Source organism: Pseudomonas sp. L5B5 (assembly GCF_020520285.1).
Taxonomy (GTDB): domain Bacteria; phylum Pseudomonadota; class Gammaproteobacteria; order Pseudomonadales; family Pseudomonadaceae; genus Aquipseudomonas.
This window is the reverse complement of the sequence record NZ_CP084742.1, coordinates 3,842,358-3,856,525: the sequence shown is the minus strand read 5'-3', so window position 1 is coordinate 3,856,525 and position 14,168 is coordinate 3,842,358. Positions and strand designations below refer to the sequence as shown.

Sequence of the window (14,168 nt, the reverse complement as noted above, 5' to 3'; positions counted from 1 at the left end):
GGCGCGATCCTGAGGCTGTGCCGCGGCGCTTACAAACGAAATCCGACGAATAGCACGAATTGTACACAATCCCGTAACTTATTGTTTTTAATCGGGAACTTAACTGGCTTTAGTGGGTCTACAGCTACTTCGGACAGGCCGCCCTTGCATGCAGGGCGGCCTTTTTCATGCCTGGAGTTCCTGTGGTGCAATCGCCGAGGGATCAGGCCGAGCGGGCCATGATCAGGCCATTGTCGCTGGCGGGTTCCAGGCGGATGGCGATGAACTTGGAGGTCGGGGTGTGGCTGCCGTCGCCGGTGCTTTCCAGCGGCACCAGTGGGTTGACCTCCGGATAGTAGGCGGCGGCCTGGCCCGCGGGGACGTCGAAGGCCAGCAGCGTGAAGCCCTTGACCCGCCGCTCGCGGCCATCGTTCCACAACGACACGATGTCGGCCTTCTGCCCGGGCTTGAAGCCCAGGCGGATGATGTCCGCCTCGTTGGCGAACAGCACATCGCGCTGGCCCTTGACCCCGCGATAGCGATCATCGAGGCCGTAGATGGTGGTGTTGTACTGATCGTGGGAGCGCATCGACTGCAGGATCAGATCCGGCAACTGGCCGCTGGCCCGGGTGCGTTCGTCGATCAAGTCCCTGGGCAGCAGATTGGCGCGGAAGTTGGCGCGGCCCGAGGAGGTGCTCCACTGGCGAGCGCCGGCCGTGTTGCCCAGGTAGAAGCCGCCCGGGTGCTTGAGTCGCTCGTTGAATTCCTTGAAGCCCGGGATGGTGTCGGCGATCAGGTCGCGGATGCGTCCGTAGTCGGCTGCCAGCCAGCTCCAGTCCACCGGGCGGTTGCCCAGTGTGGCCGAGGCGATGCCCGCCAGGATCCAGGGCTCGGAGCGCATATGCACCGACAGCGGCTGCAACTGGCCGTTGGAGGCGTGGACCATGCTGAAGGAGTCCTCCACGGTTACCGCCTGCGGACCGCCGGCCTGCAGGTCGATATCGGTACGACCCAGGCACGGCAGGATCAGGGCGTTCTTGCCGTGGGCCAGGTGGCTGCGGTTGAGCTTGGTACTGATCTGCACGGTAAGGTCGCAGTTGCGCAGGGCCTGGAAGGTGCGCTCGCTGTCCGGGGTGGCCTGGGCGAAATTGCCGCCCAGGCCGATGAACACCTTGGAGCGCCCTTCGAGCATGGCGTGGATCGCCTCGACCACGTTGTGGCCGTTGTCCCTGGGCACCTTGAACTGGAAGCGTCGCTCCAGGGCATCGAGGAAGGCCACCGGCGGACGTTCGTTGATGCCCATGGTGCGATCGCCCTGCACGTTGCTGTGGCCGCGTACCGGGCACAGGCCGGCACCGGGCCGGCCGATGTTGCCGCGCAGCAGCATCAGGTTGGCGATTTCCTGGATGGTCGCCACCGAGTGGCGGTGCTGGGTGATGCCCATGGCCCAGCACATGATCACGTTCTTGCCCTTGGCGTACATGCGCGCCGCCTGCTCGATCTCCACCAGGGTCAGGCCGGACTGCTCGACGATGTGCTCCCATGGGGTGTCGTCGATGACCCCCAGGTACTCCAGCACCTGGGCGGTATGGGTGTTGAGGAAGTCGTGGTCGAACACCGCTTCGGTGCCAGCCTTCTGGGCGTCGCGTTCCCATTGCAGGAGGAACTTGGCCATGCCGCGCAGCAACGCCATGTCGCCGCCCAGGGCTGGGCGCAAATAGGCCGTGTTGGTCGGACGGTTGCCGTTGGTGAGCATCTCGAGGGGATTCTGCGGGTGCTGGAAGCGTTCCAGGCCACGCTCTTTCAACGGGTTGACGCACACCACCTGGGCACCACGCTTCACCGCTTCACGCAGTGGTTCGAGCATCCGCGGGTGGTTGGTGCCGGGGTTCTGGCCCCAGACGAAGATTGCGTCCGAGTGTTCGAAGTCGTCGAAGGTCACCGTGCCCTTGCCGACCCCGACGCTCTGCGCCAGCGCCACGCCACTGGCTTCGTGGCACATGTTCGAACAGTCGGGGAAGTTGTTGGTGCCGTAGGCACGCACGAACAACTGGTAGAGATAGGCCGCCTCGTTGCTGGCCCGGCCCGAGGTGTAGAACTCGGCCATGTCCGGGCTTGGCAGGTTCAGCAGGTGCCGGGCGATCAGGCTGAAGGCATCTTCCCAGCTGATGGGTCGATAGCGGTCGGTCTCGGCGTCGTAGCTCATCGGCTCGGTCAGCCGGCCCTGGTACTCGAGCCAGTAGTCGCTCTGCTCCAGCAGGGAGGTCACGCTGTGCCTGGCGAAGAAGGCGCCGTCGACCCGGCGCTTGGTGGCTTCCCAGTTCACCGCCTTGGCGCCGTTCTCGCAGAACTTGACCATGCCGCTTTCCGGCGAGTCGCCCCAGGCGCAGCCCGGACAGTCGAAACCGCCGTTCTGGTTGGTCTTGAGCATCATGCGCAAGTTCTTCAGGGCGTTGTCGCTGGTCAGCCAGGCCTGGGCCACGCTGATCAGGGCGCCCCAGCCACCGGCCGGCCCCTTGTAGGGCTTGTAGCGGGCCACGGGTTTCTGATCGGCTTGGTTATGTGTACTCACGGGCGACTCTCCATCGCGGGGCTGTCGAGCCGCAGTACGTTTCGATGCGGCAGGCGGACAAGGTTGGGGCTGTGATGACGTGGTCGTTGCCGGGTCTGGCGGATGCGCAAGGGGCGAGCATGGTGGCGGGGCTGGCACTGCGCAGGGCGGGCAACGGGCGTTCATCGGGGGCAGCGGGGTAGTGCAGGCAAGCCTAAGCGCGGCATTGTGTCGCGTCTAATTGCTAGTACTGATCCTTTGATAGATGGCGTCGATCAAGCCTCGTCGAGCAATTTCCGATACAGCGCGAAGCAGGCCTCGGCGAGGGCCGAGCGCGGGGCGCTGCGGCGCATGATCAGCCCCAGGCGGGCCAGGGTCTGGGCCTCCTCGATCTGTTGCAGGCGCAGGTGCTCGGTCATGGCCTCAAGGCCACTGTCCAGGGGCATCACCGCGCAGCACAGGCCGCCATGGACCATCTGCACCAACTGATGGACGGCGTCGGTCTGGACCACTGGCCTGGGATGGAGTCCGCGAATATGGAAGTTGTGGTCGATGGACTGGCGAAAATGCATGCCGCTGGTCAGCAGGCCCAGGGGCAGTTCGGTCAGCGCCTCCCAGCTCAGGGGCGGTTCGCCGAAGCTGAAATGCCGCTGGTCGTACAACAACCCCATGCGGGTCTGGGCCAGGGTCAGGGAGTCGAAGTGCTCGCTGTCCAGGCGTTCCAGGTAAGAGACGCCCAGGTCCAGGCGATTGCTCGCCAGTTGCTCGAGGATCTGTTCCGAGCTAAGGGACGAGAGCTCGAAGCGCAGGTTCGGGTGTTCGGCATGCAAGCGCTGCATCAACGGCAACGGATCGAAACTCGACAGCGGCACCACGCCCAGGCGCAGGGTGCCGACCAGGTTGCCCCGGCAGGCGGCGGCCTCGGCCAGCAAGCCGTCGTAGGCGGTGAGCACGGTGCGGGCCCAGGCCAGGACCCGCTCGCCGGGTGCGGTAAAGCCTTCGAAGCGCTGGCCGCGGTTGACCAGTGGCAGGTCGAGCTCTTCCTCGAGGTTGCGCAGGCGCATCGACAGGGTCGGCTGGGTGATGTGGCAGCGGGCAGCGGCCTGGCCGAAGTGGCGGGTTTCGTCGAGGGCGATGAGGAATTTCAGCTGCTTGATGTCCATCTTCGCTCCGGCGCGACAAAAGGCCGGGATTCTACCGTGCCCGCAGAACCTTGGTCAGTGGTCGGTCGGGAACCTCGTTTGGCCGCACTGGTCTAGTCTTTCGCATCTGGATCTATCAACCAAGGAGTGTGCGACATGAGCATTTTCAGCTTTGTGAAGGAAGCCGGCGAGAAACTGATCGACCTGCTGACCCCGGGTAACGCCAACGCCAGTGAACAGCTCAAGGAGCATATCGCCAAGGTCGGCCTGGGCAATCCCAACGTCCAGGCGACGGTGGAAGGCGACAAGGTCATCGTCAAGGGTGAAGTGTCGAGCCAGGAAGAGAAGGAAAAGATTCTCCTGGCCCTGGGCAACATCGCCGGCGTCGGCAGCGTCGAAGACCAGATCACCGTCAGCGGCCCGGTTGCCGTCTCGGCGGTATTTGTCACGGTGAAGAAGGGTGACACCCTGAGTGCCATCGCCAAGGTGCAATACGGCGATGCCAACAAGTACAACAAGATCTTCGAGGCCAACAAGCCCCTGCTGTCCCACCCGGACAAGATCTACCCGGGCCAGGTGCTGCGTATCCCCGAGTGATCGGATAGCAATCGCTTCGTACAGGCCCGCGCAGATGCGGGCCTGTTACTCGTCCAGCCCCTCGAGCAACTCCCGATAATCCCCTACCGCCGCGAACTCTGCCGTGTCCTTGGGCCCCTTGCGGCTGTCTGGCTGGCGCACCGCGAGCAATTGCGCGACCCCGAAGTCCCGGGCGCTGCGCAAGATTGGCAAGGTATCGTCGATGAACAGGCTGCGGGCCGGATCGAAGTGGATATCGGCTTGCAAGGCATCCCAGAACTGCGGGGCCTCCTTGGGGAAACCGTAGTCGTGAGAGCTGATCAGGCGTTCGAAATAGGGCGCCAGCTCGATCCGTTCCAGTTTCAATGACAGGGAGTCGCGGTGGGCATTGGTGATCAGGATCACTCGTTTGCCGGCCGCCCCCAGTGCTGCGAGGAACGTGTCGGCGTCCGGGCGCAGGGCGATCAGGTGGGCGGTCTCCAGCTTCAGCTCGCGTACCGGCAGTTTCAGCTCGGTGCTCCAGAAGTCCAGGCAATACCACTGCAACCGGCCGGCGTTACGCTCGAACAGCGGCCGCAGTTCCAGCTCTGCCATGGCCCGGCTGACCCCGTGCAGTTCGGCATAGCGCTGGGGCAGGTGCTCCAGCCAGAAATGGTTGTCGTAGTGCAGGTCCAGCAAGGTGCCGTCCATGTCCAGCAGGACGGTATCGATATCGCGCCAGGGCAGCATGGCCATTGAACATCTCCAGCGGTAGGGAAGCAGCCGACCGGCAAGGTCGACAGGGTGCAGGGGCAGGGACCGGTCGCCCGTTGGAAAGAATCCGCCGTCCCCGGCAGGACGGTCACATGCAGTAAACAAGAGGTGCGGGGCAGAGGGCACGCAGGCGCAATCTGCAACCCAGTCACTTTAAAACAGCCTGTATAGTAACCCGCTATCGTCAAGGAGCCCGCCATGCGTCAGAAACCCACCGTACTTGCCCGTGAGATCGTCGCTTCCAGTCGCCTGTTCTGTGTCGAACAGGTGCAGCTGCGGTTTGCCAATGGTGCCGAACGCACCTACGAGCGGCTGGTGGGCCGGGGTGCAGGCTACGGTGCAGTGATGATCGTGGCGATGCTCGATGCCGAGCACGCGGTGCTGGTGGAGGAATACTGCGGCGGCACCGATGCCTACGAACTGTCCCTGCCCAAGGGCCTGATCGAGCCGGGGGAGGATGTCCTGGCGGCGGCCGAGCGTGAACTCAAGGAAGAAGCCGGGTTTGGCGCACGGCAACTGGAACACCTGACCGAGCTGTCGTTGTCCCCGGGCTACATGAGCCAGAAGATCCAGGTGGTGCTGGCCACCGACCTGTATGAAGAGCGTCTGGAAGGTGATGAACCGGAGCCGATGCGGGTCGACAAGATCAACCTGCGGGAGCTGTCGGGCCTGGCGCAGAATCCCCAGTTCAGCGAAGGCCGGGCCCTGGCCGCGCTGTACCTGGCCCGCGATCTGCTGAGCCAGCGCGGGGTGTTTCAAGCATGAGTGAGATATCGATGACGCTTCCCCATCCTTTCCTGGCCCCGGTGATGGAGCTGGCGCTGCGCGCCGGCGAGGCGATCCTGCCGTTCTGGCGCGCGGACGTGGCGGTCGAGCACAAGGCTGACGATTCGCCGGTGACGGCTGCCGACCTCGCGGCCCACCATCTGATCGTCGCCGGCCTCAAGGCCCTGGCCCCGGAGATCCCGGTGCTGTCCGAGGAAGACGCCGACATTCCCCAGGCCACTCGCGCTGGTTGGCAGCGCTGGTGGCTGGTGGATCCGCTGGACGGTACCAAGGAGTTCATTGCCGGTAGCGAGGAGTTCACCGTCAACATCGCCCTCATCGAGCAAGGGCGCGTGGTGTTCGGTGTGGTGGCGATGCCCACCAATGGCCGTTGCTACCTGGGGGGCGCCGGCCTGGGCGCCTGGCGTGCCGAGCGTGGCCAGCCACTGCAAGCGATCGCCGTGCGCGAGCAGCCGGCGACTGGCGAGGCCTTCACCGTGGTGGCCAGCCGGCGCCATTCGAGCCCGGCGCAAGAGCGTCTGCTCAGTGGCCTGAGTGCCTCCCTGGGTGAGCTGAAACTGGCCAATATCGGCAGTTCGTTGAAGTTCTGCTTGCTGGCCGAAGGTTCGGCGGATTGCTATCCGCGGTTGGCACCCACTTCGCAATGGGATACGGCGGCGGCCCAGGGTGTGCTCGAAGGCGCCGGGGGCGAGATGCTGGATCTTTCCGGGGCGCCGTTCTGCTATCCGCCCAGGGAGTCGCTGCTCAACGATTTCTTCGTGGCATTGCCCGCCAAGGCACCTTGGCGGGCCAGGTTGCTGGAACTCTGTGGCGCCCAGGACGGGCAGCCCTGATACCACAGGCGGCCTGAACCCCGGGTAAAGCCCCGTAATGCTGTTCAGTTAAGGAAATGGTAGGAGCGAGGCTTGCCCGCGATGGTCTTCAGAGCGCCGCGTTTATCCAGTAAACACGCGCTACCGTTAACGACCATCGCGAGCAATCGAGCGTCGACCGGCTGCTCCTACAGGGGATCACCTTGCTTAACTGAACGGCATTAGGGTAAAGCCCAGGGGCATGCCGATTTCAGCGGTGCAGCACGTACTGGCCGGCGAACAGCACCGCGTCCTCATCGCTGCCGGCATTCACTACCCGGGTATGCAAGGTCAGGCGGGCACGGCCGTAGCGTCGGTACATCGCCAGGAATTTCTTCCAGTCGTTCGCCTCGGGGGCAGCGCAGATGGCCTGGGCGTCGCCGGTGACCGGCAACGGGTAGCTGATCTGCCCTTCCTGGATGACGATGTGCCCATCCTCGACGCCCTCTTCCTTGAGCCGCAAGTGCAGCCAGCCCCAGCCGGCCAGCACTGCGGCGCAGTAGAGACTGCCGCCGAACATGGTGCTCTTGTGGTTCACGTTGGCGTCCAGGGGCAGTTCCAGGCGCAGCTTCTGCCCCTGCCAGTCGAGCACCTTCAGGCCCATTTCCCGGGTCAGGGGTATGTCGTGATGAAGGATGGATTCCAGGTATCGACTGTCGCGGTTCATGCAGGGGCCTCGGGGGCAGCAGGTGGGTGGACGTGGTTCATTCCGATTCGTCGCCGGGCTGGCCCGAGGCGCTATCGGCGAAGTTCAGGCCATGCTTGCGCAACTTGTCATGCAGGGTCTTGCGCGGGATGCCCAGGGCTTCGGCGAGGCTGCGCAATGAGCTGTGGGGCTGGGCCATTTCGGCAGCGATCAGCGATTTCTCGAAATACTCGACCTGCTCGCTCAGGCCCCCGGCGACCAAGGGAGGAGCCATGACTGGGGCCTGGCCAGGATCGCCATTGTCCAGGGCCAGTTCCAGGCCCAGGGCGAAGCGCTCGGCGACATTCTGCAACTCGCGCACGTTGCCCGGCCAGTCATGGCGCAGCAGCAGGGCCCGGTGCCCCGGTTGCAGTTCCTGGACGGGCAGGCCATGGCGACTGCTGGCTTCATCGGCAAAATGCTGGAACAGCATCAGGACGTCCTCACCCCGTTCGCGCAGCGGGGCAATGCGCAGTGGCGCCACGTTCAGGCGGTAATAGAGGTCAGCCCGAAAGCGTCCCTGGTCAGCGGCCTGGCGCAGATCTTCCTTGGTCGCGGCGATGATGCGGATGTCCAGGGGAATCAGCTGGTTGCCCCCCAGGCGCTCCACCACTCGTTCCTGGAGCAGGCGGAGCAGCTTGACCTGGACATCCAGGCTCATGCTTTCGATTTCATCAAGGAACAGGGTGCCGCCGTTGGCGAATTCGAACTTGCCGATGCGGCGCTTCTGGGCGCCGGTGAACGCTCCGGGTTCGTGGCCGAACAGTTCGCTTTCCACCACCGACTCCGCCAGGGCGCCGGCATTGATCGCCACGAATGGCCCGTTGCGCCGACCGGACAGGTCATGCAAGGCGCGAGCTACCACCTCCTTGCCGGCCCCGGTTTCGCCCAGGATCAGTACATCGGCGCGGGTTGCCGCCAGGGCCCCGATCTGTTGGCGCAGGCGCAGCATGGGGGCCGACTGGCCTACCAACCGGGCACTCAGTTCCTGGCGATCGCTCAAGGCCAGGCGCAGGCTGCGGTTGTCCAGCACCAGGCGCCGCCAGGCCAGGGCCCGGCGCACGCTGTCCAGCAAGGCATCGCTGGCAAAGGGTTTCTCCAGGAAGTCATAGGCCCCGGTGCGCATGGCCTGCACGGCAAGTGGCACGTCTCCATGGCCGGTGATCAACAACACCGGCAGTTCCGGGTCCTGGGCATGCAACTGGACCAGCAACTCCATGCCATCGATGCCGGGCATGCGGATATCGCTGACCACCACCCCGGGCCAGTCCCGCTCCAGGCGCTCGGCCAGGCCCTGGGCATCCCCCAGGGACAGCACCTTGAGCCCGGCCAGGTCCAGGGTCTGGCTCAGGGCCTGGCGCAGGTGCGGGTCGTCGTCGATCAACACCACTTGCAACTGAGGGTCGAGGCTGTCGGGACGGGTCATCGGTCGCTTTCCAGAAGGTGTCGTGGCTGGCCTTGCCAGGCCAGCCCGTGGATTGTCGGCGTGCAGTGCTTCATACCCCGCGATCCTCTGAGGGTTGCGGACTGACGCCTGGCGCCCCGGCCCGCAGGCGCAGGGTGATCAGCGCCCCGCCATCGCGGTGGTTGGCGAACGACAACTCGCCGCCGAACGCGCGCATCAGGGTGTCGCAGATTGCCAGCCCGAGGCCCAGGCCCTGGGTTCGTGTCTTGGTGGTATAGAACGGTTCTCCGGCGCGGCCCAGGGCTTCCATGCAGAAGCCCGGGCCGTTGTCGCGGATGTACAGGTTGACGCCCGTGGCGGTGGATTCGGCACTCAGCCAGAGTTTGCGTGGCGGACCCTTTTCGGTGAGGGCGTCCAGGGCATTGGCCAGCAGGTTGCCCAGCACCTGGCGCAGGCGGGTTTCCCCGGCCTCGACCCACAAGGTGGCGGCCGGCAGGTCGCGGATCAGTTCCACGTCCATGGCTCGACGACGCTTGGCCAGCAGGGCCAGGGCATCGTCCAGGGCCGGTTGCAGGGCGACGCTCTCCGGCGCGTGGTGATCGCGCCGGGCAAAGGCCCGCAGGTGAGTGATGATCGAGGCCATGCGTCCGGTCAGCTCGCTGATCAGCTTGAGATTGCCCCGGGCATCGTCGGTACGTTGATGGTCCAGCAGTACCTCGGCGTTCTCCGCGTAGCTGCGGATCGCCGCCAGGGGCTGGTTGAGCTCGTGGCTGATGCTGGCGGACATGGTGCCCAGCGCCGAGAGCTTGCCGGCCTGGACCAGGTCATCCTGGGCGCGCACCAATTCCTGCTGGGCGGTTTCGCGCTCCAGCACTTCCTGTTTCAGGCGCCGGTTGAGGTTCTCCAGGTCACTGGTGCGCTCGGCCACGCGCATCTCCAGCTCTCTGCGGGCCTTGCCTTCGAAGGCGATTCGGTCCAGGTAATGCCGGCGCCGCTGCATCATCAATCCGAGCAGCAGCATCAGCACCAGCAACGCAGCGGCGCCGACTGCCACCACGGTCCGCACCGGGCGATCGATCAGCGGGCGCGGGGCGAGGATGCTGACGCTCCAGCCGGTTTCCTCGATCTGCTGGGTCTGGGTCAGCCAGGCACCCGGGTTGAGGTTCAGCGGACGCGGAGTGCGGGTCGGGTAAGGCTGGATGGCGATGATCGCCTGGCGTTCCGGCTCGCTCAGCTCACGGGTTGCGCGAAAGCGCCACTCCTGGCGCGAGGTCAGGATCACCACGCCATTGTGGTCGGTCACCAGCAATTGCTCAGGGGTCTTGCCCCACAGCCTTTCGGTGTGGTCCAGGTCTACCTTGACCACCATCACCCCGAGTATGCGTTCACCGTCGCGCACCGCGGCAGCGAAGAAGTAGCCACGCTTGGCCGAGGTGGTGCCCAGGCCGAAGAAGCGGCCCAGGCGTCCGGCCATGGCCTCGCTGAAATAGGGGCGGAAGGCGAAGTTGCGGCCAACGAAACTGTCGTGCTTGTCCCAGTTGGAGGCCGCCAGGGTGTTGCCGCTGGTGTCCATCAGGTACATGACCTCGGCACCGGTCTGGGCGCTGATGTTCCTCAGCAGGCGGTTGGCGTTGCCTTGGGTCACGCCGTCGTCGGGGGCGCCCAGTACCGCGCGCAACGCCGGCAGATCGCCGAGGATCTGTGGCAGTACCTCGTAGCGATGCAGGGTCCCCAGCAGGTTGGCCACGTAGAGATCGAGGGTCTGGCGGTTCTGCCCGGCCAGCTCGTTGCGGTAGTAGCTTTCCGCCAGGCGCTCCAGGGGCCATAGCAGCGGTGCCAGGCACAGGGCCAGCAAGGCCAGGCTGCGCCAGCGGGGGCGACGGGGAAGGGGTGCAGTCATGGATAGGGCGCCTGTGGATACAGGCGCATTATGCCCGGGGTCTGCCGACGTTGGGTAACCGGCGACCGCACGTCACCGAGCGTCAGCCCTGTTCGGCAAGGCACTCGCGCAATGCGGTGTGCCAGTCCGGCTGGATCACGCCCCATTCCTGCGCCAGGCGGCTGCAGTCCAGTCGCGAGTTCAGCGGCCGCGGTGCCGGGGTCGGGTAGGCGCTGGAGGGAATGGCCTCCAGGATCGCGCAGGGTTTGTCCAGGGCCAGCAATTGCTCGCCAATGGCCTGGGCGAAGCCGAACCACGAGGTTTCGCCGTGGGCAGTCAGGTGATAGGTGCCCCAGGCTCCGGGCGTTCCTGCCTGCCAGCGCTCGATCAGGGCGCGGGTACTGTCGGCGATGGTGCCGGCCCAGGTCGGGGCGCCGATCTGGTCGGCCACCACCCGCAGCTCCGGTCGTTCCTGCAGCAGGCGCTGCATGGTCAGGAGGAAGTTCTTGCCGTGGCTGGAGTAGACCCAGCTGGTACGCAGGATCAGGTGCTGGCCCTGGACCAGGTTGATGGCCCGTTCTCCGGCCAACTTGCTCTGGCCGTAGACGCTCAGCGGATTGGGCTCGTCCTGTTCGACGTAGGGGCTGTCCTTGCTGCCGTCGAACACATAGTCCGTGGAGTAGTGGATCAACGGGACACCCAGCTCGAAGGCTTCCTGGGCGAACACGCCCGGAGCGATGGCGTTGATGGCGAAAGCCAGTTCCGGCTCGCTCTCTGCCTGGTCGACCGCCGTGTGGGCGGCGGCGTTGATGATCAGGTCGGGGCGCAGCGCCCGGATCTGCTGGCGGATCTGGTCCGGATGGGTCAGGTCCAGCTGATCGCGGCCCAGGACCAGCAGTTCGCCCAGGTCGCCCAGGCGCTTTTGCAGCTCGCGGGAAACCTGGCCGTGCTGGCCGCTGACAAGAATCTTCAAGGGAGTGTTCATGGGAACAGGTCGGCCTCACTCAACAGGTTTGCTGCCTGGTCCTTGGCGGAGAGTTGCGGGGGCTCGGTGAGCTCCCAGTCGATGGCCAGCGTCGGGTCGTCCCAGCGAATGCTGCGCTCTGCCGATGGCGTGTAGTAGTCGGTGGTCTTGTAGAGGAACTCGGCGAAATCGCTGAGCACCACGAAACCGTGGGCGAACCCTTCGGGTACCCACATCTGGCGATGATTGGCCGCCGACAGGCGCACCGCCACCCACTGGCCGAAGTGCGGCGAGCTGCGGCGGATGTCGACGGCAACGTCGAGCACCTCGCCCTGGGTCACCCGCACCAGTTTTCCCTGGGTGTTCTGCAATTGGTAATGCAGGCCGCGCAGCACGCCCTTCTGCGAGCGCGAATGGTTGTCCTGGACGAATTGCACCTGCAGCCCGCTCGCCTCGGCGAAGGCCTTGGCGTTGAAGCTTTCATAGAAGAAACCACGTTCGTCACCGAACACCCTGGGCTCGATGATCAGCACGCCAGGCAGCTCGGTTGCAATGACCTTCATTGGGCTTCTCCGGCCAGGGTGAACAGGTACTGGCCGTAGCCCGTCTTGCCGAAATAGGCCGCGCGCTCAAGCAGATGCTCGCGGCTGATCCAGCGGTTCTCGTAGGCGATCTCTTCCAGGCAGGCGACTTTCAGGCCCTGGCGGTGCTCGATGGTCTGCACGTATTGCGAGGCTTCCAGCAGGCTGTCGTGGGTGCCGGTATCGAGCCAGGCGAAGCCGCGACCGAAGCGCTCCACATGCAGGTCGCCGCGCTTGAGGTAGGCGTTGTTGACGTCGGTGATTTCCAGCTCGCCCCGTGGCGAGGGCTCGACCGCCTTGGCGATCTGCACCACGTCGTTGTCATAGAAGTACAAGCCGGTGACGGCGTAGCTGGACTTCGGTTTCTTGGGTTTTTCCTCGATGGACAGGGCCCGGCCTTCGTTGTCGAAATCGATGACTCCGAAACGCTCCGGGTCCTTGACCCAATAGCCGAATACCGTGGCGCCAGAGGTCCGTTTGGCGGCATCGCGCAGTTGTTCGCCGAAGTACTGGCCGTGGAAGATGTTGTCGCCGAGGATCAGGCACACCGGATCATTGCCGATGAACTCCTCGCCAATCAGGAAGGCCTGGGCCAGGCCATCCGGCGAAGGCTGTTCGGCATAGTTGAAGCGCACGCCGAACTGGCTGCCGTCGCCCAGCAGGTTGCGGTACTGCGGCAGATCCTGGGGGGTGGAGATGATCAGGATGTCCTGGATGCCAGCCAGCATCAGCACCGAGATCGGGTAGTAGATCATCGGTTTGTCGTAGATCGGCAACAGCTGCTTGGATACGCCGAGGGTGATGGGGTGCAGGCGGGTACCGGACCCGCCTGCCAGAACGATGCCCTTGATCATGCGATCAGATCCTTGATGTCGGTGGAACCCAGGCGTTCGCCCTGATAGCTGCCGTCCTGTACCCGGCGGCACCATTCGAGGTTTTCCAGGTACCACTGCACGGTCTTGCGCAGACCACTGGTGAAGGTTTCTTCAGGTACCCAGCCCAGTTCGCGCTCGATCTTGCCGGCGTCGATGGCGTAGCGCAGATCGTGGCCGGGGCGGTCCTGGACGAAGGTGATCAGGTCGGCGTAGTGGGCCACGCCTGCCGGTTTGGCCGGGGCCAGTTCTTCCAGCAGGCTGCAGATGCCACGCACTACATCGATGTTCTTCTGCTCGTTGTGGCCGCCGATGTTGTAGGTCTCGCCGACCACGCCTTCGGTGACTACCTTGAACAGCGCCCGGGCGTGGTCCTCGACGTACAGCCAGTCACGTACCTGCAGGCCATTGCCGTAGACCGGCAGCGGCTTGCCCGCCAGGGCATTGAGGATCACCAGCGGGATCAGTTTTTCGGGAAAGTGGAACGGGCCGTAGTTGTTGGAGCAGTTGGTGATCAGCACCGGCAGGCCGTAGGTACGCTGCCAGGCACGGACCAGATGGTCGGACGCGGCCTTGCTCGCGGAGTAGGGCGAGCTGGGGGCGTAGGGCGTGGTCTCGGTGAACAGGTCGTCGACGCCATGCAGGTCGCCGTAGACCTCGTCGGTGGAGATGTGGTGGAAGCGGAAGGTGGCTTTTTCCGCCTCGGGCAAGCGCTGCCAGTAGGCGCGCGTCGCTTCCAGCAGGCTGTAGGTGCCGACGATGTTGGTCTGGATGAAGTCGGACGGTCCGTCGATGGAACGGTCCACGTGGGACTCGGCGGCCAGGTGCATGATTGCATGGGGCGCGAAGCGTGCCAGTACGGCACTGACGGTGGCCTGGTCGGCGATGTCGGCCTTGACGAATTCGTAGCGGCTATTGCTGGCGATGCTATGCAGCGATTCCAGGTTGCCTGCGTAGGTCAGTTTGTCCAGGTTCAGCACTTCGTGTTCCGTGTGCTGAATCAGATGGCGGACCAGGGCCGAACCGATAAAACCGGCTCCGCCGGTAACGAGAATGCGCATGTTTAGAGGCCTGTATCCTTAAAAACAATCAATAACCGTGGCGAATGCAGCATAGCTTGTCGGTACAACCCTTGAGGTGCAAT

At 64.6% G+C, this 14,168-nt stretch carries 13 protein-coding genes; 3 read left to right on the top strand and 10 right to left on the bottom strand.

The genetic code is table 11. The features are described from left to right. Window positions 1-202: 202 nt before the first annotated feature. Window positions 203-2,551, bottom strand: a complete 2,349-nt coding sequence (locus LGQ10_RS17605) for an FdhF/YdeP family oxidoreductase (RefSeq protein ID WP_226522718.1) — start codon at window positions 2,549-2,551, stop codon at window positions 203-205. Between the two features lie 254 nt (window positions 2,552-2,805). Then, window positions 2,806-3,693 (bottom strand): LysR family transcriptional regulator, encoded by an 888-nt coding sequence (locus tag LGQ10_RS17600; RefSeq protein ID WP_226522717.1) that lies wholly within the window; start codon window positions 3,691-3,693, stop codon window positions 2,806-2,808. A 135-nt stretch (window positions 3,694-3,828) separates the two neighbouring features. Here LGQ10_RS17600 and lysM point away from each other — a divergent pair, with 135 nt between their 5' ends. Further along, a complete protein-coding gene (gene lysM, locus LGQ10_RS17595; RefSeq protein WP_226522716.1) occupies window positions 3,829-4,269 on the top strand; it encodes a peptidoglycan-binding protein LysM in 441 nt (146 codons plus the stop codon). Window positions 4,270-4,314: 45 nt separating this feature from the next. On the opposite strand, the gene yrfG is transcribed toward lysM, so the two are convergent. Continuing rightward, window positions 4,315-4,983 (bottom strand): GMP/IMP nucleotidase, encoded by a 669-nt coding sequence (gene yrfG, locus LGQ10_RS17590; RefSeq protein ID WP_226522715.1) that lies wholly within the window; start codon window positions 4,981-4,983, stop codon window positions 4,315-4,317. 216 nt (window positions 4,984-5,199) lie between these two features. Between yrfG and nudE the strand changes: the two genes are divergently transcribed. Then, window positions 5,200-5,766, top strand: a complete 567-nt coding sequence (gene nudE, locus LGQ10_RS17585; RefSeq protein ID WP_058436878.1) for an ADP compounds hydrolase NudE — start codon at window positions 5,200-5,202, stop codon at window positions 5,764-5,766. A gap of 11 nt (window positions 5,767-5,777) precedes the next feature. After that, entirely contained in the window at window positions 5,778-6,620 is an 843-nt protein-coding gene (gene cysQ / locus LGQ10_RS17580) for a 3'(2'),5'-bisphosphate nucleotidase CysQ (protein WP_226526152.1), read from the top strand. 229 nt (window positions 6,621-6,849) lie between these two features. Here the strand turns inward: cysQ and LGQ10_RS17575 are convergent, their stop codons facing one another. The 7 genes from LGQ10_RS17575 to rfbB all read right to left on the bottom strand — a co-directional run bounded on the left by LGQ10_RS17575 (window position 6,850) and on the right by rfbB (window position 14,085). Further along, window positions 6,850-7,305 (bottom strand): YiiD C-terminal domain-containing protein, encoded by a 456-nt coding sequence (locus LGQ10_RS17575; RefSeq protein ID WP_058436876.1) that lies wholly within the window; start codon window positions 7,303-7,305, stop codon window positions 6,850-6,852. A gap of 37 nt (window positions 7,306-7,342) precedes the next feature. Then, window positions 7,343-8,749, bottom strand: coding sequence for a sigma-54-dependent transcriptional regulator (locus LGQ10_RS17570; RefSeq protein WP_226522714.1), 1,407 nt, complete (start codon window positions 8,747-8,749; stop codon window positions 7,343-7,345). 70 nt (window positions 8,750-8,819) lie between these two features. Then, on the bottom strand, window positions 8,820-10,628 hold the full coding sequence (locus LGQ10_RS17565; protein WP_058436161.1) for a sensor histidine kinase: 1,809 nt from the start codon (window positions 10,626-10,628) through the stop codon (window positions 8,820-8,822). Window positions 10,629-10,710: 82 nt separating this feature from the next. Further along, on the bottom strand, window positions 10,711-11,592 hold the full coding sequence (rfbD, locus tag LGQ10_RS17560; protein ID WP_226522713.1) for a dTDP-4-dehydrorhamnose reductase: 882 nt from the start codon (window positions 11,590-11,592) through the stop codon (window positions 10,711-10,713). Beyond that, the gene (rfbC, locus tag LGQ10_RS17555) at window positions 11,589-12,134 is read right to left on the bottom strand and encodes a dTDP-4-dehydrorhamnose 3,5-epimerase (RefSeq protein WP_058436163.1); all 546 of its coding nucleotides are present in this window, start codon (window positions 12,132-12,134) and stop codon (window positions 11,589-11,591) included. The genes rfbD and rfbC overlap by 4 nt, the downstream gene beginning before the upstream one ends. Beyond that, window positions 12,131-13,006, bottom strand: coding sequence for a glucose-1-phosphate thymidylyltransferase RfbA (gene rfbA, locus LGQ10_RS17550; protein ID WP_058436164.1), 876 nt, complete (start codon window positions 13,004-13,006; stop codon window positions 12,131-12,133). Before rfbA ends, rfbC begins: the two co-directional genes overlap by 4 nt. Beyond that, the gene (gene rfbB, locus LGQ10_RS17545; protein ID WP_226522712.1) at window positions 13,003-14,085 is read right to left on the bottom strand and encodes a dTDP-glucose 4,6-dehydratase; all 1,083 of its coding nucleotides are present in this window, start codon (window positions 14,083-14,085) and stop codon (window positions 13,003-13,005) included. The genes rfbA and rfbB overlap by 4 nt, the downstream gene beginning before the upstream one ends. Window positions 14,086-14,168 lie beyond the last annotated feature (83 nt).

Excerpts from the sequence above, each read along its gene's own strand:
- rfbB (WP_226522712.1), bottom strand. The coding sequence starts at position 14,085 with ATGCGCATTCTCGTTACCGGCGGAGCCGGTTTTATCGGTTCGGCCCTG.
- rfbA (WP_058436164.1), bottom strand. The coding sequence starts at position 13,006 with ATGATCAAGGGCATCGTTCTGGCAGGCGGGTCCGGTACCCGCCTGCAC.
- cysQ (WP_226526152.1), top strand. The coding sequence starts at position 5,778 with ATGACGCTTCCCCATCCTTTCCTGGCCCCGGTGATGGAGCTGGCGCTG.
- LGQ10_RS17565 (WP_058436161.1), bottom strand. The coding sequence starts at position 10,628 with ATGACTGCACCCCTTCCCCGTCGCCCCCGCTGGCGCAGCCTGGCCTTG.
- nudE (WP_058436878.1), top strand. The coding sequence starts at position 5,200 with ATGCGTCAGAAACCCACCGTACTTGCCCGTGAGATCGTCGCTTCCAGT.
- rfbC (WP_058436163.1), bottom strand. The coding sequence starts at position 12,134 with ATGAAGGTCATTGCAACCGAGCTGCCTGGCGTGCTGATCATCGAGCCC.
- LGQ10_RS17575 (WP_058436876.1), bottom strand. The coding sequence starts at position 7,305 with ATGAACCGCGACAGTCGATACCTGGAATCCATCCTTCATCACGACATA.
- LGQ10_RS17600 (WP_226522717.1), bottom strand. The coding sequence starts at position 3,693 with ATGGACATCAAGCAGCTGAAATTCCTCATCGCCCTCGACGAAACCCGC.
- LGQ10_RS17570 (WP_226522714.1), bottom strand. The coding sequence starts at position 8,749 with ATGACCCGTCCCGACAGCCTCGACCCTCAGTTGCAAGTGGTGTTGATC.
- lysM (WP_226522716.1), top strand. The coding sequence starts at position 3,829 with ATGAGCATTTTCAGCTTTGTGAAGGAAGCCGGCGAGAAACTGATCGAC.
- rfbD (WP_226522713.1), bottom strand. The coding sequence starts at position 11,592 with ATGAACACTCCCTTGAAGATTCTTGTCAGCGGCCAGCACGGCCAGGTT.
- yrfG (WP_226522715.1), bottom strand. The coding sequence starts at position 4,983 with ATGGCCATGCTGCCCTGGCGCGATATCGATACCGTCCTGCTGGACATG.